The sequence below is a fragment of the Kitasatospora sp. NPDC041988 genome, assembly GCF_055588525.1.
On sequence record NZ_JBVJCO010000018.1, the window covers coordinates 37269 to 55335 of the forward strand.

The 18067-nt window shown below is 70.9% G+C and carries 13 protein-coding genes and 1 tRNA gene; 11 read left to right on the plus strand and 3 right to left on the minus strand.

What is annotated here, in order from left to right; translation table 11 throughout:
• Positions 1-261 precede the first annotated feature (261 nt).
• The gene (cmk, locus tag ACZ6NC_RS19425) at positions 262-975 is read left to right on the plus strand and encodes a (d)CMP kinase (RefSeq protein ID WP_465734312.1); all 714 of its coding nucleotides are present in this window, start codon (positions 262-264) and stop codon (positions 973-975) included.
• A gap of 257 nt (positions 976-1232) precedes the next feature.
• Positions 1233-2687 (plus strand): ribosome biogenesis GTPase Der, encoded by a 1455-nt coding sequence (der, locus tag ACZ6NC_RS19430; RefSeq protein WP_465734314.1) that lies wholly within the window; start codon positions 1233-1235, stop codon positions 2685-2687.
• Positions 2688-2849: 162 nt separating this feature from the next.
• Here the strand turns inward: der and ACZ6NC_RS19435 are convergent, their stop codons facing one another.
• Positions 2850-3536, minus strand: coding sequence for a hypothetical protein (locus ACZ6NC_RS19435; protein ID WP_465734316.1), 687 nt, complete (start codon positions 3534-3536; stop codon positions 2850-2852).
• A gap of 237 nt (positions 3537-3773) precedes the next feature.
• Positions 3774-4649, minus strand: coding sequence for a hypothetical protein (locus ACZ6NC_RS19440; protein ID WP_465734318.1), 876 nt, complete (start codon positions 4647-4649; stop codon positions 3774-3776).
• A gap of 661 nt (positions 4650-5310) precedes the next feature.
• On the opposite strand from ACZ6NC_RS19440, the gene ACZ6NC_RS19445 reads away from it, so the two are divergent.
• From ACZ6NC_RS19445 to ACZ6NC_RS19475, 7 genes are all read left to right on the plus strand, one after another.
• On the plus strand, positions 5311-6099 hold the full coding sequence (locus ACZ6NC_RS19445; protein ID WP_465734320.1) for a transglycosylase family protein: 789 nt from the start codon (positions 5311-5313) through the stop codon (positions 6097-6099).
• A 306-nt stretch (positions 6100-6405) separates the two neighbouring features.
• Positions 6406-6762: a transglycosylase family protein gene (locus ACZ6NC_RS19450; protein ID WP_465734322.1), complete on the plus strand. Its 357-nt coding sequence runs from the start codon at positions 6406-6408 to the stop codon at positions 6760-6762.
• Between the two features lie 200 nt (positions 6763-6962).
• Positions 6963-7655 carry an alpha-ketoglutarate-dependent dioxygenase AlkB family protein gene (locus ACZ6NC_RS19455; protein ID WP_465734494.1) on the plus strand — a complete coding sequence of 231 codons (693 nt, stop codon included), beginning with the start codon at positions 6963-6965 and terminating at the stop codon, positions 7653-7655.
• Positions 7656-7861: 206 nt separating this feature from the next.
• Positions 7862-8722 (plus strand): acyl-CoA thioesterase, encoded by an 861-nt coding sequence (locus ACZ6NC_RS19460; RefSeq protein WP_465734324.1) that lies wholly within the window; start codon positions 7862-7864, stop codon positions 8720-8722.
• A 200-nt stretch (positions 8723-8922) separates the two neighbouring features.
• The gene (locus ACZ6NC_RS19465; protein ID WP_465734326.1) at positions 8923-9711 is read left to right on the plus strand and encodes a DUF1684 domain-containing protein; all 789 of its coding nucleotides are present in this window, start codon (positions 8923-8925) and stop codon (positions 9709-9711) included.
• A gap of 149 nt (positions 9712-9860) precedes the next feature.
• Complete coding sequence (locus ACZ6NC_RS19470; protein ID WP_465734328.1) at positions 9861-11237, plus strand: MFS transporter; 1377 nt, start codon at positions 9861-9863, stop codon at positions 11235-11237.
• 134 nt (positions 11238-11371) lie between these two features.
• Positions 11372-11445, plus strand: a tRNA-Pro gene (locus ACZ6NC_RS19475).
• A 142-nt stretch (positions 11446-11587) separates the two neighbouring features.
• On the opposite strand, the gene ACZ6NC_RS19480 is transcribed toward ACZ6NC_RS19475, so the two are convergent.
• Positions 11588-12895, minus strand: a complete 1308-nt coding sequence (locus ACZ6NC_RS19480; protein WP_465734330.1) for a tyrosine-type recombinase/integrase — start codon at positions 12893-12895, stop codon at positions 11588-11590.
• A 549-nt stretch (positions 12896-13444) separates the two neighbouring features.
• Between ACZ6NC_RS19480 and ACZ6NC_RS19485 the strand changes: the two genes are divergently transcribed.
• Positions 13445-14791 (plus strand): serine/threonine protein kinase, encoded by a 1347-nt coding sequence (locus ACZ6NC_RS19485; RefSeq protein WP_465734332.1) that lies wholly within the window; start codon positions 13445-13447, stop codon positions 14789-14791.
• Between the two features lie 163 nt (positions 14792-14954).
• Positions 14955-18020, plus strand: a complete 3066-nt coding sequence (locus ACZ6NC_RS19490) for an SNF2-related protein (protein WP_465734334.1) — start codon at positions 14955-14957, stop codon at positions 18018-18020.
• Positions 18021-18067: the final 47 nt, after the last annotated feature.

Here is an 18067-nt window from a genome sequence, read left to right on the forward strand (position 1 = left end):
CCGGCGGGTTCGGTGGACCGGGCGGGATCAGTGGGCTCGACGGGTCCAGTGGGTCTGGTGGGCTGGTGGGTTCGGCCGGGGGTTGGTGGGCTCGCCGGGTCCGGCCGGGGCTTGGTGGAGCGTCGGGCGGGCCCGAAGAACGGGCGGGTCGGGGTTTGGCGGCGGTCCATTAACCTTGAGGGAGACATTCCCCGGTTTTCGCGCTGCGCGGATTCACGCCGCGCAGGTGCCGGGCCCCAGGATCAGAGAGAGGTTCGCCCCGTGGACACTGCCGACCGAGCGCACGCCCCGGTCGTCGTCGCCATCGACGGACCCTCCGGCTCCGGCAAGTCGACCGTCTCCCGGGCGGTCGCCGCCCGGCTCGGGCTGAGCTTCCTGGACACCGGTGCGATGTACCGCGCGATGACCTGGTGGATGCTGGCCAACGACATCGACGTCCACGACGCCGAGGCCGTGGCCGTCGCCTGCGGCAAGCCGGTGATCGTCTCCGGCACCGACGCGGACGGTCCGACCATCACCGTCGACGGGCAGGACGTCTCCGGCCCGATCCGCGGCCCCGAGGTGACCGCGCAGGTCAGCGCCGTGGCCGCGGTGCCGGCGGTGCGGACTCGGCTGGTGGAGCTGCAGCGCGGCTGCGCCGAGGTCGCCGAGCGGGGCATCGTCGCCGAGGGCCGGGACATGGGCAGCGTGGTGTTCCCGGACGCCACCGTCAAGATCTTCCTGACCGCCTCCGAGGCGGCCCGCGCCGAGCGCCGGGCGGCCGAGCTGCGCGCCAAGGGGGTCGACGAGGCCACCATCACCGCGATGGCCGCCGACCTGGCCCGCCGGGACGCGGCCGACTCCTCGCGGAAGACCGCCCCGCTCACCCAGGCCGCGGACGCGGTGCTGGTGGACACCAGTGAGCTCACCCTGGAGCAGGTGATCGGCACGATCGCCGAGCTGGTGGAGGAACGGGCCGGGCTCTCGGCGGTCTGACCGCGGGGTCCGGCCATCGGGTCTGACCGCCAGGTCCGGCCGTGTCTGACCGTCGGGCCCGGGTGTCGGGTCCGACCGTGGGGCCCGGGCGTCGGGTCCGGCCTGTGGGCCGGACCACGGCATGATCAACTGACCGCCGCACCAAAGCGGGGCGCCACCGAGGCGCTTCGCTCGCAGTACTCGCGCTGCCCCGACCGGGGCAGGTACGCACGGCACGCCCCTGGGAAGGGCCGGGCCGGGAAATGGAAAACACGAACATGACCGCAGAGCACTCCGCCGCCGGACACGGTGAGCTGGACGCCGCCGAGTACGCCGAGTTCATGGCGCTCGCCGCCGAGGAGGGTTTCGACCCCGAGGACGTCGACGGCCTCGGCGACGGCAGCCACGCGCCGCTGCCGGTGCTGGCCGTCGTCGGCCGCCCGAACGTCGGCAAGTCCACCCTGGTGAACCGCATCATCGGCCGTCGTGAGGCCGTCGTCGAGGACAAGCCGGGCGTCACCCGCGACCGCGTCAGCTACGAGGCCACCTGGAACGGCCGCCGCTTCAAGGTGGTCGACACCGGCGGCTGGGAGATCGACGTCCTCGGCATCGACGCGATGGTCGCCGCCCAGGCCGAGCTCGGCATCGAGACCGCCGACGCGGTGCTGTTCGTGGTCGACGCCACGGTCGGCGCGACGGACACCGACGAAGCCCTGATCAAGATCATCCGCCGGGCCGGCAAGCCGACCGTGCTCTGCGCCAACAAGGTCGACGGCCCGTCCACCGAGGCCGAGGCCGCCTACCTCTGGTCCCTCGGCCTCGGCGAGCCCTACCCCGTCTCCGCCCTGCACGGCCGCGGCTCCGGCGACCTGCTCGACGCCGTGATGGCCGCCCTGCCCGAGGCCCCGCCGCAGCTCTTCGGCGACCTCGCCCCCGGCGGCCCGCGCCGCGTCGCGCTGATCGGCCGGCCGAACGTCGGCAAGTCCAGCCTGCTCAACAAGGTCGCCGGCGAGGAGCGGGTGGTCGTCAACGAGCTGGCCGGCACCACCCGTGACCCGGTCGACGAGATGATCGAACTCGGCGGCAAGACCTGGAAGTTCGTGGACACCGCCGGTATCCGCCGCCGGGTCCACCTGACCGCCGGCGCCGACTTCTACGCCTCCCTGCGTACCTCCTCCGCGCTGGAGAAGGCCGAGGTCGCGGTCGTCCTGATCGACGCCAGCGAGACCCTCGCCGAGCAGGACACCCGGATCATCTCGATGGCCGTCGAGGCCGGCCGCGCCGTCGTCGTCGCCTACAACAAGTGGGACCAGCTGGACGAGGAGCGCCGCTTCTACCTGGAGCGCGAGATCGAGCGTGACCTCGTCCAGGTGCAGTGGGCCCCCCGGGTCAACGTCTCGGCCCTCACCGGCCGGCACATGGAGAAGCTGGTCCCGGCGATCGAGACCGCGCTGGCGGGCTGGGAGACCCGTATCCCGACCGCCCGGCTGAACGCCTTCCTCGGCGAGCTGGTCGCCGCACACCCGCACCCGATCCGCGGCGGCAAGCAGCCGCGCATCCTGTTCGGCACCCAGGCGGGCGCCCGGCCGCCGCGCTTCGTGCTGTTCGCCTCGGGCTTCCTGGAGGCCGGCTACCGCCGCTTCGTCGAGCGCCGGCTGCGCGAGGAGTTCGGCTTCGTCGGGACGCCGATCTCGATCTCGGTGCGGGTGCGCGAGAAGCGCAAGAGGAAGTAACGAGAACCCGTGTAGGTCGTGCGGCGCGTCGGAGAGGCGCAAGAAGCGACGGCGCGCGCATGACGCAGAGAGGGCCCTGCCACTTCGGTGGCGGGGCCCTCTCCGCGTCGGGGTGCGGGCGGGTGGCGTCGGGGTGCGGGTGCGGGTGCGGGGGCTGCGCACTCAGTGCTGGTCGCTGCTGCGGCCCGGGGGGAGCGAGAGCAGGTTGCGGTGGCGGCCGACGGTGGCCGGGCCGGCGGTGCCGGCGCTGGTGCCGATGCTCATCGGGGCCGGGGCGGTGGCGGGCATCGGGTGCGGGACGGGCCCGAGGTAGCCGGCCGCCACCCAGCCCTGGCCGTTGGTGAACTGGGCTGCGGGCTGGGCGGGTTGGCCACCCTGGGTGGGGTGGCCGGGTTGTGTGGCCGGTCCGCCCGGGTGGCCGTGGCCGTCCTGCCTGCCGGCCGGGTCGGCGTGGCCGGTACCGTCGCTCGTGGCGTTGGTGGCGTTGGTGTCGTTGGCCGGGGCGTGCTGGGTGCCGGCGTGCGGGGTGTGGGCGGCAGTGTGGGTGTTGTGGCTGCCGTGGGGGCTGTGGGCGGTGAGGCCCGGGCCGGTCTGCTGGTTCGGCATGAACTGGGGGATGCCGAGGGCCTGGCCCGCGTAGGTCTGGAACGCCTGCTGCGGCGGGTACGACCTGGGGTCCGCGAGCATCGGATAGCCGCTGTCCCGGACGGCGAACCCGGCGAACCTCAGGTTCTCCTCGCCGGAGCGGTCACCGGGCAGCGCCCGGAACAGCCGCCGGTACTCGGAGTACAGCTCGTCGTAGATCGGCGTCGCCGAGTGGGGGTGCTCCGCGTCGTACGACGGGCGCATGCCCGGGATCGCACGGGGGACGGTGGTGGACCGGCGGTGGGAGGCGGATACGTCGTAGCTGTACACGTAGGGGCCAACGAGTGAACCCGCCAGGGGATGCGGGGTGGGCCCGCCCGGCCGGAGGCCGGCCGTACCGATCGGGATGTCGATCGGTACGGCCGGCCTCCGCCATGGGATGCGGGGCTGCGGGGGCTGCGGGTCGGGAGGAGGAGGGGCCCGGAGCGGTACGGGTGCGGCTCAGGTGCCCGCGAGCGGGAGGGAGGCGGCGACGACCTGACCGAGGGCGACGGCACGCTCCAGCGCCTGACGGAGCAGGTCCTCGCGCGGCTGCCTGCCGACCATGCCGGCCGGGACTGCGTACATCGTCACCTCCGTCAGCTGGTTGGCAGCGAACCGCCAGGCATCGGTGACCTGGAGCGGCTGGTGCGCCTGCCACCAGCCGGTGCTGCCGCCGGCCGCCGCCGGCTGGAGGATCGCGTGCAGCTTGCCCATGGCCACCAGCACCGACCAGCCGGCCAGCTGGTCCGGCGTCTTGTTGAGGTCGGTGACGGGCTGGAAGCCGGCGTCCTGGAGGAGGTCCAGGAACTCGTCGGTGCCGGAGGTGTTCCCCGGTCGGCCGACCGGCCCGGTGGGCTCGACGACGAGCGAGGCGTGGCCGGTGTCCCCGTGCAGGACCAGGCCGCAGGTGATGCCGAGGATGGCGGCCTGGCCGGGCGCGCTGGCCTGGGCTGGGGTGGGCTGTCCGGTGCCCGGGGCTGCCGGGGTGGCCGGAGCGGCCGGGTTCGGTACGACCGGGGTCGGGGCGAGGGTCGGTGTGGCTGTGGGGGTGTCGGTCTGGGCCTGGCTGATGCTGCGCACCGCGCCGACCAGCTGCTCCTCGGCGACCGGCACCACCTGGGAGGGGATGCAGCGGGCGTGGGCGAAGGCGAGCACCGCCGTCTCCTCACCGACGAACAGCACGGTGCTGGTGGGCTCCTGGAGGGAGTCGCCGGGGGTGCGGCAGGAGGTGCACTCGTAGCTGTCGGGTGCGTGGGCGCCGCCGAGCAGGCGGTCGGCCTCGTCGTCGCCGATCTCGGATCGGACCTCGTCGCTGACGTCGAGCATGCGCGGCACTGGGACTCCTCGGGGTGTCGGGTTTGTCGCGGGCGGGGGTGGGGGTGAGCGGGGTGGTGGGTGGAGCTCGGGCAGGTGGGCGTCGGGTCGGACTCGGGGACTGTCCGAGGGGCCGATTCCGGCCGCCTTTACCAACGGACCCCTGTGGCAGGGGTCACGGGTGGGCGTCGAGGCTGACGGGAATTGCCCCTGAACCGATCGCAGTGCGTATTCAGCTGCTCGCAATCTGTCGATGTCGATGACAGGCCTGCCGGAATGAAGCGGTGAGGTGAGTCACGGCTCGTCGATGTTTGATCTAGGAAATGACGGTTAAATCGGACATTTGGGGCACGATTGCATGGTCGTTACCGGAGGTAACGCCTGGCTGAGCTGGGCAGACCGTCGGTTGTTTGGATCCCCGGCTGCCGACTCGTAGCTTCATTGGCGGTGCAACGAGCACCACCCGGGTTCACCCCCGACGCACAGCCCGCCGGTTCACCCCGGCGCCGGCAGTGCCCGCCGATGCGACCGCTCGAACAGGTCCCCGGTGCGTGGCGGGTGGCCAGGGGCGGCGCGGCACGTCCGACACGTGCACGGCCGCCCGACGGACGCGGCGAGCGAAATCGACCCCCTTCGAGGGCTTGGTTCCGCATGCCCGCCCGGGGCTGTCGAGAGGAACCCCATGACTTTCCGTAACGAGTCCGCCGCTGCCACCACCTCCACCGTCACCAAGCGCAACCGCGTTCGGATGGCGGTCGTGGCGGGCGCCGCTGTCGCGGCCCTGCCGGTGGCCGGCCTCGTCACGGCCACCTCGGCCTCCGCCGCCTCCGTCTCCACCTGGGACGCTGTCGCCCAGTGCGAGAGCGGCGGCAACTGGGCCATCAACACCGGCAACGGGTTCTACGGCGGTCTGCAGTTCACCTCCAGCACCTGGGCCGCCTTCGGCGGCACCGCCTTCGCCTCGCAGGCCAACCTGGCCACCAAGGCGCAGCAGATCTCCATCGCGGAGAAGGTCCTCGCCTCGCAGGGCCCCGGCGCCTGGCCCGTCTGCTCCGTCAAGGCCGGCCTGACCAAGGGTGGCGCCCCCGCCGCCGTCGACACCTCCGCCGGTTCGACCGCCGCCGCGAAGCCGGCTGCCCCGGCCGCCACCGCCGCGCCGAAGGCCGCGCCGGCCCCCAAGGCCGCCGAGGCCCCGAAGGCCGCCGAGGCCCCGAAGGCTGCCGCCGCGCCGAAGTCCTCGGACTCCGCCAAGTCGTGGAAGTCCGACAACGCCGCGAAGTCCGGCAAGGCCGCGACCTCGAACGACGCCCAGCCGGTCGCCGGTGGCAACTACACCGTCAAGTCCGGTGACACCCTGAGCAGCATCGCGGCTGCCAAGGGCATCGACTGGCACACCCTGTACAACAACAACACCAAGGTCGTCGGCGGCAACCCCGACCTGATCTTCCCGGGCCAGACCCTGACCGTCTGATCCAGCCGCTCCAGGTCGGGCCGAACTCGGGCCGGACCGAACGCGGGTCCGTGTGACCCCGAGTTCCTCGGCCCCTGCGTCCCTCGGCCCCCGGGCCTGGTTGACCCCGGGCCGACCGATTCGCTGGTGGCGCTCCACTTCGGACGTACTGTCCGGCCGGCCGCTTCTCCGCTGTGCGGGGGAGCGGCCGTCGGCGTGTCCGGCGTGTCGGGGAGGTCCGGGGAGGTGTGCGCCTAGGGTCGGCTGCTGTGCCTTCTCAGCGTTCATAGGATCAGCCGTGAATCCTTCGTACTGATCGGCGGCCCGGTGCGGGTCTTCGCCGCCCTCGCCGGTGCCCTGTTACTGATCGGCGGCCCGGTGCCGGGTGGGCAGGCCCGGGCCGCCTCGACCGTCGCGGACATGGTCTGGGACGACCTCGCCGAGTGCGAGAGCGGCGGCGACTGGCGGGCCAACACCGGCAACGGCTACTTCGGCGGGCTGCAGATCTGGCCGCCGACCTGGGAGGAGGCGGGCGGCCTTCGGTACGCCGACCGGCCCGACCTTGCGAGCAGGCGCCAGCAGACCGCCGTCGCCGAGGAGATCCTCCGGATGCAGGGGTGGGAGGCCTGGCCGGTCTGCGCCCGGGAGATCGGGATGATCGGCGGGGAGCCGGAGGAGCGGTGAGCGGCGAGGCCCGTCGGCGATCCGGTGCCGGGTGCCGAGCGCCGGGTGGGTGCCGGGTGCCTCCCCGGTCCGCTTTCGCGCTGCCTTTCGGGCGGGTGGGCTTTCGGGTGGCTGGCGCTCGTCTGCGGGTCTCGCTTGTCGGAGGGGTGCGCGAGGATGGTGGGGTGATCCAGGGCGAGCTGTTCGGCGAGGGCTTCGGCATGGATGCCGGTGCGGGTGCCGGTGCAGGCGTGGATGCCGGTGCGGGCACGTCGCGTGAGCGCTCCGAGCCCGCGCCCGGCGCCGTGCTCGTCCCCGGCTGGCTCGACGCAGCCGCCCAGCTGCGCCTGGTCGCCGCCTGCCGGGAGTGGGCCCGCCCGCCGGCCGGGATGCACACCGTCCGGATGCCGACCGGCGGCCTGATGTCCGTGCAGATGGTCAGCCTCGGGTGGCATTGGTTTCCGTACGGTTATCGCCGGACCGCCGCCGACGGCACGCCGGTCAAGGCGTTCCCGCCGGAGCTCGGCCTGCTGGCCCGCCGGGCCGTCGCGGACGCGTACGGCGAGGCAGCCGGCGACATCGCGGGTGCGACCGGGTACGAGCCGGACATCGCCATCGTCAACCACTACCCGCACGGCGCGAAGATGGGCCTGCACCAGGACCGCGACGAGCGGACCGACGCCCCGGTGGTGTCGCTGTCGCTCGGCGACACCTGCGTCTTCCGGCTCGGCAACACCGAGACCCGCACCCGTCCGTGGACCGACCTGGAGCTGCACAGCGGCGACCTGCTGGTCTTCGGCGGTCCGTCCCGGTTCGCCTACCACGGTGTGGTGCGCACGCTGCCCGGCACGGCGGATCCGGCGCTCGGGCTGACCGGGCGGCTCAACATCACCGTCCGCCGGTCGGGCCTCTGACCGGCGGTTGCGGGAACGGCCCGGCGCCGTCGGCGTTCGAGAGAGTGGGACCTCGTTCGAGTGAATCGGCGGAGGGTGCCCCCGGTGTGGGGAATGCCCGGGCTCGCTGGAGAATTCGATGGGGCGGGAGAATTCGAGAACACGGGCGTCGGCAGCCGGGCGGAAGACCTCCGTCCGGGCCGGTCGGCCGGAGAGGAAGTGCACGCATGGGTACCCCCGTCGACGAACTTGTCGAACTGCTGGACCTTGAGCAGATCGAACTGAACATCTTCCGCGGGCGCAGCCCCGAGGAGGCGCTCCAGCGGACGTTCGGCGGCCAGGTCGCCGGACAGGCGCTGGTTGCGGCAGGGCGCACAGTGGACGGTGAGCGCCCCGTCCACTCGCTGCACGCCTATTTCCTGCGCCCCGGCGTGCCCGGCGTGCCGATCGTCTACCAGGTGGACCGGATCCGGGACGGCCGCTCCTTCACCACCCGCCGGGTGCTCGCCATCCAGGGCGGCCGGTCGATCTTCGCCCTCACCGCCGACTTCCACCTCCCCGAGGAGGGCGGCATCGAGCACCAGCACCCGATGCCCCAGGTCGCCGCCCCCGAGGACCTGCCCAGCGCGCTGGAAGAGGTCGGCTCCCGCCTCGGCGAGCTGCCCCCGTTCATCAGCCGTCGGCAGCCGTTCGACATCCGGTACGTCGACCGGCTGCGCTGGAGCAAGGAGGAGCTGGCCGGCGTCGAGGCCCGCAGCGGCGTCTGGCTGCGGACCAACGGCGCCCTGCCCGACGACCCGCTGATCCACGTCTGCGCCCTCACCTACGCGAGCGACATGACGCTGCTGGACGCCGTCCGCGCCCCTGTGGAGCCCCTCTGGGGCACCCGCCACTTCGACATGGCCTCGCTCGACCACGCGATGTGGTTCCACCAGCCGTTCCGGACCGACGACTGGCTGCTCTACCAGCAGGAATCCCCGATCGCGCACGGCGCCCGCGGCCTGGCACGCGGGCAGATCTACGACCGCAGCGGGCAGCTGGTGGTCTCGGTGGTGCAGGAGGGCCTGTTCCGGCCGCTCAAGGGTTGATCCTCGGCCGGGATGATCTGCTGCCGTGATCGGTGTTGAGGTGATGACGGACGCGTTGGAGGTGTCGACCGGCGTGTGAAGGTGTCGACGGACACGTGGTCGACGGACACGTAAAGGCGCTGCCGGGACGCGTTGATGTCGATGGTGATGTCGGACAGGGACGGCCTGCGGGTCGTGGACCGGAGCGGGAGGGTACGCCGATGACGGCGACAGCCGCGGAGGAATGGAAGCACTGGAGCGACAACCGGGCGGCGGCGGTGAGCACGGCGCACGGCCAGCTGGCGCTCACCGGTACGCACTGGCTGGAGCCTGAGCCCACCGAGGTCCCAGGCCTGCCCGGCCTCTGGTGGGCCGACGCGGAGGGCGCCCGGGTGCGGGCGGCGGCGGCCGACGGGATCACCGTCACCGGTGCGCCGGCCCCCGTCGACGGTGAGGCGCTGCTCCGACCGGACACCGACCCGGCCGCCGACACCGCCTCGCTGGGCGAGCTGCGCCTCGCCCCGATCGAGCGCGAGGGCGAGCTGGCCCTGCGGGTCTTCGACCCGGCCGCACCGCGCCGGGCCTCCTTCGCCGGCATTTCCGCGTACCCCTACTCGCCGGAGTGGGCCGTCCCGGCGGTCTACACCCCGTTCGAGGGCGGCGACGACCAGGTCGTCGTCCCCAACGCGGACGGCAAGGACCGCCCGCTGGCCGTCACCGGCCGGATCGCCTTCACCGTCGCGGGCGAGCACCGCACCCTGACCGTCAGCCACGCGGGCAACCGCCTCACCGGCGTCATCGCCGACGCCACCAGCGGGACGGACACCTACCGCTTCCGCTTCATCACCCTGCCCGCCCCGGACGCGGACGGTCACACGGTGTTCGACCTCAACCGCGCCTACCTGCCGCCGTGCGCCTTCTCGGACCACTTCATCTGCCCCTTCCCGCCGCCGGGCAACCGGCTGGACTTCGCGGTCGAGGCGGGGGAGAAGCAGGTGCTGACCCGGTAGAGCTGGCCGGGGGTGGGCCGGGCCTGGGGCCGGGGGCTCGGGTTGGGCCAGGGGTTGGGGCCGGCCCCGGGATAGCACTTCCGCGGAGGCTGTTGCCGGTGCCGCCCCGGTGGCGGGCCGATCGGCGGGCGGGGCGAGTATGGGGGACTGTGTCGACCAATCATCCTGCCAATTCGGCGACCGGGCCCGCTTCGTCCGACGCCAAGCCTGCCTCGTTCGAGCCTCCTGCGTCCGCCTCCGGGGCCGAGGCTCCCCCCTCCGGGGCCGACGCCCCCGCGCCGCCGTGGTACCGCCGGGTCGCTCGCGGGGCCTTCGCCGACCTCAGCCCGCTGCGCGACAATGCCGACTACCGGCGGGTCTGGTTCGGCCAGGCCGTCTCGTCGATCGGTCAGCAGATGACGGCCGTCGCCGTCTCCGTCCAGGTCTACGACCTGACTGGCTCCAGCTTTGCCACCGGCCTGGTCGGGCTCTTCTCCCTCTTCCCGCTGATCGCCTTCGGCCTCTACGGCGGCGCCATCGCCGACACCGCGGACCGCCGCCGCCTCGGACTGATCGGGTCCGCCGGTCTCGCCGCCGTCTCCGCCGTCCTCGCAGCCCAGGCACTCGCCGGACTCGGCCTGGTCGCCGTCCTCTACGCCGCCGTGGCCGCCCAGGCCGGCTTCTTCGCGCTCAGCTCGCCCGCCCGCTCGGCGATGATCCCGCGCCTCGTCCCGAGCCACCAGCTCCCCGCCGCCAACGCCCTGAACACCATCAGCATGAACCTCGGCCTCACCGTCGGCCCCATGCTCGGCGGCGTCCTCATCGGCGTGTACGGCGCCCAGGCCGCCTACCTGGTCGACACCGTCGCCTTCGCCGCCACCCTCTACGCGATGTGGCGCCTGCCCGCCATGCTCCCGCTCGGCGAACGCAAGGGCCGCGCCTCCGTCCTCGACGGTCTGCGCTTCCTGCGCGAGCAGCCCAACCTGCGCACCAGCTTCCTCGCCGACCTGGCCGCGATGATCTTCGGCATGCCGCGCGCCCTCTTCCCGGCCATCGCGGTCACCTTCTACGGCGGCGACGCCCGCACCGTCGGCCTCCTGGTCTCCGCCCCCGCCGTCGGCGCCCTGATCGGTGCCCTCTTCTCCGGCTGGGTGGGCCGGATCAACCGCCAGGGTGTCGCCGTCCTGGCCTCCGTCGCCGCCTGGGGGCTCGCGATCGCCGCCTTCGGCCTGGTCCGCAACCTCTGGCTCGGACTCCTCTTCCTCGCCGTCGCCGGCTGCGCCGACACCGTCAGCATGATCTTCCGCAACACCATGATGCAGGTCGCCGCCCCCGACGAGATGCGCGGCCGCCTCCAGGGCATCTTCGTCGTCGTCGTCGCCGGCGGCCCCCGCCTCGGCGACTTCGAGTCCGGCGCCGTCGCCTCCCTCACCAGCCCCGCCGCCTCCGTCATCAGCGGCGGCCTCGCCTGCGTCGCCGCCATCGTCCTCCTCGCCGCCCGCCGCCCCGCCTTCCTCCGCTACGACGCCCGCCACCCCACCCCCTGACCCCACGCCCCGCCAAACCTGGCAGCGAGCACCCCCCGACGTGCTGTATTGTTTTCCACGTCGCCGGGACACCGGAGACAAGGTCGAGAAGCCCACAGCAGAGCCCCCCAGGCTCCGCCGGGGCACCGAGACCACGGGACGTGGCGCAGCTTGGTAGCGCACTTGACTGGGGGTCAAGGGGTCGCAGGTTCAAATCCTGTCGTCCCGACTTGCTTAACCGCAGGTCGTAGGCCGTTTCCGCTTCTGGCGGGAGCGGCCTTTTTGATGTTCCGTCGGCTGGTGGTCGCAGTGTGGTCGCAGCAAAAAGTCCCGTCTCCCGCACTGCTTGGATAAGTCGCCGTTGCTGTTCGTTACTTAATCAAGGTCAGGCGGTTGTGCTGTCCTGGATTGTGGTCGTCGGGTGGTCGCGGCGTGGGAATGAAAGGCCGCGGGATCATCGCCTCCTGGTCGATTCGGGTGAGCGCGGTGTCGATGGTGTTGACGGCTTCGCGGGCCGCTTGGGGGGTGAGGTGGCTGTAGATGTTGGCGGTGGTGGACAGCGTCGAATGGCGCAGAGTCTTGGATACGACGGTGAGCGGGACGCCGGCGGTGATGGAGATGGTCGCGGCGAGGTGGCGCAGGTCGTGAATGCCGGTGCGGGAGACCCCGGCCTTTCGGCAGAGGTCGTGGAAGTGGTTGAGGACGTATTGGGGGTGGAGGGGTCTTCCGTCGGGGCGGTGGAAGACGAAGCCGCCGCGCTCCTGTTGGCTGGCTTCGGGTCCTTTGTCGTCGGCGCGGTTGCGCAGGGCGTTGGCGACGCGGGGTGAGATGGCGACCCAGTTCCGGCTGGTGCGGGTCTTGGGGGTGGTGAGGACGATGTGGTTGTTGTCGATCGCGGAGAGGGTGTATCGGACGTAGAGCATGCGGGCGTCGAGGTGGACGTCCTTCCAGTGCAGGCCGAGGGCTTCGCCCTTGCGCATGCCGGTGCCGATGATCACTTCGACGAGGTCGGCGAAGGGCGGGTCGACGGCGCGGCTGTAGCGCAGGAACCGGGCGGCCTCGGCGACCGTCCAAATGTGGCGTTCGGCGGCGGCCGGCCTGGGGATGATCGTGGGCCGGGCCGGGTTGTGTATCAGGCGGTGGCGGCGGACGGCGTCGCCGAGCGCGCTGGAGAGGGTGGCGAGGATGCGGTGGACGGTGACCTTCCCGCGTCCGTGGGCGAGCTGGGTGTGGACGAAGCCGGCGATGTGCGGGTAGCCGAGATCATCCAGGCGGACGGCGCCGAGGGCAGGGATGAGGTCGTTGGTGACGTAGCCGCGGTAGCGAGCTAGGGTGGTCGGCTTCAGGAGGAGTTCCTTGGCCTGCAGCCAGGCGGTGAGGTACTCGGCGACGGTTTGGTTCGGGTCGGTGGTGAAGCCGCTGGTGAGGCCCTCGATCGTCCGGCGCAGTGCTGCGCGGGCGGCGTCCTCGGTGTGGAAGCCGCTGCGGCGTACGGTGTGTCGGCCGGCGGTCGGGGCGGGCAGGTCGACGGCGAAGGTCCAGGTGCCGTGGTCGGGATCGGTGGCCAGGAGCGGGCAGTGGGCGCCGAGCTGGCGGTGGTCATGGTCGCGGCAGCCGCAGCGGCGGTAGACGCGGCCGTGATCGACGATGGCGCGCATCGTGATCACTTCCATGGTCATGTGAGCAGGAATGGGACACGCCCATTCTCGGCCGGATCCGGGCGCTCACTCTGCGACCACATGGCCCAGAGAGGCAGTCTGACCTGCGGCGATCCCTTGTCGTGGCGCAAGGGCAGCGGGGATGGCCACTGCCCGGCCACTTGTCCGGTCCTACCTGCGTCTTTGCCTCGGAAAGGGTCTCTGACCTGCGTCGGAGGCCTTTCCGCGCTTTCAGGGCTCGCCGCGTTAGGCGGCGAAAGTCCCACGGACTGGCTGAAGTTCCCTGAAGAGTCCCAGAGGCAGCGGCTCCCGAACGAGCCCAACGCAGCCGAGCTAGGCCGTCTGATCAGGCAACTCGGAGTCGTTGGCGGTGTTGGCCCGTGCGTGGTGGGCTCCGTTGTGGCTACTGAGGTGGGACGGGTTCCGACGGATCGGGCCGGGTTAATGTGCACGCGCTCTAAACTGATCAGTGGGCTGTGCTGCGGGTCCGTAGCGGGTGCACCGTGCCCTTTGCACGTGGCTACGGGTTCAGGATCGAGTTCCGAGTCGGGCGGGGGTACGAGGGCGCTGATGAAGCCGTTGGACAGCGATGTGGACCCCCTGGTGCTCGGCCCGTTCGAATTGCTGGCCGTTCTCGGCGAGGGGGGCATGGGCCGGGCCTACCTCGCACGGCGGTTGCCGTTGGACAACCTGGGCCCCGAGTTGGAAGCCGGGTACTACCTGGCTGAGGGCGATGATGACCGAGAGAACACCCTCTCGGTCGTGAAGGTCATCAGCCCGAAGTACCTGCAGAACACCCAGCAGGACGAGGATGAGAAGCGCGCCCGGTTCGCGCAGGAGATCGGCGCGGTGCGGGCGGTCGTCAGTGACAGGGTGCCTTCGCTGCTTGCTGCCGACCCGGAGGCATCGCAGCCGTGGTTGGCGATCGACTACGTGCACGGTCCGAACCTCAGCACCATGATCAAGGAGAAGGGCGTCTTCTCGGTCGGCCCCTACGCTGCGCTGGGGCTTGCCCTGGTGGATGCGCTGCGTGCGATCCATGGGGCGAAGCTGCTGCATCGGGACTTGAAGCCGGCCAACGTCGTCCTCGGCCCCACCGGCCCCGTCGTCCTCGACTTCGGCCTGGCGGTACTGGTCGACCGCCGTACAAGCCAGGCTGTGACCAAGACCGGGTTGGGGTTCGGCTCTGCCGGCTATATGCCGTTGGAGCAGGCGACTGACCTGAAGCGAGTCAAGGAACCGGCCGACGTGTACGCGCTTGGCGCCACGCTGTTCTTTGCGGCGACAGGCCATCCCCCTTATCCGCACGGCCCTGTGCCGGTGTCGCCGGTCTGGGACGATGTCGACAACACGTTCGTACCGCTGCTGGCCAAGATCATTGTGCATATTCCGGAGCAGCGTCCGTCGCTCGACGGGGTTGAGCAGGGTTTGCACGAGCTCCTCATTCAGCACGGGCTGACACCCGAGGACGCTGACGCGCAATTGCGAGAGGTGGTGGAGGGGGCGGGGCTCGCGCCGGAGCTGCCGCCTTCGGCGCTTGCTGGTGCCGCGAATGCTGAGGTGCAGGCGGCGGCGCAGCAGGCGGTGGACGCCGGAGCTGCGCCCGACGCGCCCTGGGTCGGTGGTGATGATCTCTTCGCGCAGCTCTTCGCCTCTGATGAGCTCGAAGTGGTAGCGCCCGAACCGGCGCAGGAGCCCGAAGAGGGCTACTCGCCCACGTTGATCGATCCGGCGAACGTGGTCACGGTGCAGCTGACGCCTGCGGATGCACCGTCAGGCAGGACGACCATGATCCTTCCGATCGAACCGCCGCAAGCCAGCGCCGGCGCTCAGGCGCCGCCGCGGGTCGCACCTGCGGCCGCGCTACGCGTCGCCAAGTACCTCCGGGAGGCGTACGCCCGTAGCCGCAAACTGTAGGCGCACGCTCCAGCCGCCGACGGATACCCGGTGGCCGATGGGACCGAAGTCACCACTCGCCCTTCTCCCCGGACAGTCGGGGCCTAGGGTGCTAACAGAAGACCATTCCGCCAGCTCAGCGCCCATACAGCGGCGCGATCGTTTTTCGAGAGGTCACCACGCGATGCCCGACGCAGCAGCCGCCTCACCCGACCACGTCGGCGCAGCCGCACCGCTCGGGATCGCCGTCGGCACCGTTATCGAGGTGCGCGACGAGGACTGGCTGGTCCAGAGCATCAGCGAGCCCAGGGAAGGCGAGTACCTGATCAAGGCGACCGGTGCCTCCGACCTGGTCCGAGGGCACGAGGCCCGCTTCCTCACCTCCCTGGACCAGCCCCGGGTGCTGCGTCCTGAGGACACCCGGCTGGTGCCCGATACCTCGAAGGAGTTTCGGCGCAGCCGCCTCTTCCTGGAGGCAGTCATGCGCAGGACGCCCCTGCCACAGTCCGAGAAGGGCTTGGCACTGACCGATGGATTCCTGCTCGACCGCATGGACTACCAGCTGCGCCCCGCTGAGAAGGCACTGGCCAACCCGCTTCGGCCACGCTTGCTGATCGGCGACGTGGTGGGGCTCGGCAAGACCCTGGAGATCGGGGTGCTGCTCGGTGAGCTGGTGCGGCGTGGGCGTGGTGAGCGGATCCTCGTGGTAACGCCGGCCCCGGTGTTGGAGCAGTTCCAGCACGAGATGTGGACACGGTTCGCGCTTCCGCTGGTGCGGCTGGACAGCGTTGGCATCGCCCGCATCGAACGGCGTGTCCCGGCGGGGCGCAACCCCTTCACCTACTACAAGCGCGTGATCGTCTCCATGGACACGATCAAGAATCCGAAGCGCTATAAGCCATGGCTGGAGAACGTCCACTGGGACGCAGTTGTCATTGACGAGTCGCACAACCTCATCGGGGAGAGCAGCGACCGCCGGGCGCTGGCAAACCTCCTGGCGGAGCGCACCGACGCGCTGATCCTGGCCAGCGCCACGCCCCACAACGGCAAGATGCGGTCCTTCGCCGGCCTCGTCCGGCTGCTCGATCCGATGGCCATCAAGGACGTGAACGACCCCCAGCCGGACGAACTGAGGCACCTCTACATCCGCCGCACCAAGACCAGCCGCGAGGTCTCGCAGGTACTCGCAACGAAGACCGAGGTGCGGGACGGGAAGACCGTCGAGGTGGTGAAGTGGGCGCCCCGGGGAGGCTCGTACCCGGTGGAGCGGAATGCGACTGATCTGGAGGAGCAGGTCTTCGCCGAGCTCGCTTCGTTCTGGCTGCGACGCCCTGGGGAGCGTGGCGGAGAAGGAACGGAGTCGCGCAGCGACGAGAACAGACTGTTTCCGTATGTGCTGTTGAAATCGTTCCTGTCTTCGCACCGTGCGCTGTTCGCGACTGCACGGGAACGACTGGGGAAGCTGGGCCACCAGCTGCCGCATGACCATAAGCACGTCACCGACCCGCCGCTCGTGGACCCGCCGGCGTCCACCCCGGAGGTGGCCTCCCTGCTGCGCCTGGCTGATCTGGCCCGTGGCATCGAGCAGGCCGTCAGCACCGAGGGACAGCATGGGGCAGCGAAACTCGCCGGGCTGGTGGAGGAGTTGCGCGAGATCGGCGTCAGGCCTGGCAGCGGGACGAGGGCGGTGGTGTTCTCCGAGCGCCGAGAGACCCTCGATTGGCTCGGGGTGATCCTTCCGCCGTTGCTCGGCTGGAAGACGGACGAGAGCGGCAGGAACGCGGTCAAGGTTCTGCATAGCCTTGTGTCGGACACCGAGCAGCAGGAGTACGTGGACGAGTTCGCTCGGGCCGGCAGTGATGTGCGGCTGCTGTTGACCGGTGACGGGGCGTCCGAAGGCGTGAACTTGCACCGCCAGTGCCACCACCTGATCCATTGGGACCTGCCGTGGAGCCTGATCCGGGTCGAACAGCGCAACGGCCGCATTGACCGCTATGGACAGCAGCACCCGCCGGAGTTCCGCGCGATGATCCTCGCTTCCGGCGTTGAGGGTGCGCTGGACGACCGGGATGTCGCGCAGCGGGTTCTCGACCGTGAGGCGGTGGTTCACCAGGTGCTCGGCACGGTGGAGGCTGTCAGTCAGGAACATGATGCCGACAAGGAAGAGAAGCGGCTGATGGAGTCGCTCCTTGCCGGCCGCCGCCCCCAGGACGCGGTTCGCGACCTGGAGGCCCACACGGCCTCTCAGGATGGCGAACCGCTAGTCGAGCAGGCGCTGATGGCCGAGTACGACGATGGCCCGATCGGGATGGACTTCCTCGACATGCTTGACGCCGGAGGCGAAGCCGAACCTGAGGAAGCGCCGGCGGACGACCTCCCCGCTCCGCCGGTCCTGGCAGAGGAACTGCGTCTCTTCTCCACCCGGCGCGACTACGTCCTGGCTGGGCTCGATGAGCTCGAGGACCTGGAATCGTTCCGGCTGAAGACTGTCGTCGAGGGTAACGACCTGAGCTTCGACACTCCCGAGGACCTGGCCGACCGCCTATCCGTTCTACCCGACTCCTACCGCCGCGATCAGGGCATCGACCGGCGCCTGAATCTCACCTTCGACGCTGCGGACGCCGCCGACTCGTTGCGCCGTGCCCGCGAGGACTCCCATTCCAATTCCCTGTGGCCGGACTCCCACTACGTCGGTGAGCTGCACCCGGTCCTGGAGTGGATCACCGACAAGGTGCTGGTCCAGATTGGCCGCCAGAGTGCCCCGGTACTGCAGGTGGACGCCAAGAGGGTGCCGGAGCCGGTCTTCCTGACCCAGGGACTGTGGTCCAACTCGGAAGGGCGCCCAACTGTGGTCGCCTGGCTCGCCGTCGACCTGCTGACACAGGACCATCCACGAATCCGCCCGTTGACGCGCGAACTTCTCGCCGAGCTCGGCGTTGGGCCCGGCATGGACGACCACTTTGCTCCGGGTGATCGCGACGCGCTTACCGAGCTGCTCCCAGCGGCCGTCGCCGCAACCCGCCGTGAGCTGCACGAGCTGCGCAAACTCAGCGACGAGCTGGTGGATGCCCCGCTGCACGAGTACGAGAAGAAGATCGGGCGCTGGCAGCAGACCCTGCCCGGGCTCGGCGCCCTCACGCGTAGCGCACGCGACGAGACCGCTGAGCTGCTGCGCAAGCGCGCTGAGAAGCTCAGGACTGCGGGCAAGCCGATGGTGCGCGTCCTGGCCGTCCTGGAGCCCAGCGCATGAGCGCCAACGATGTTATGAGCAACCGCGGTAGCGGGCAGGAGGAACAG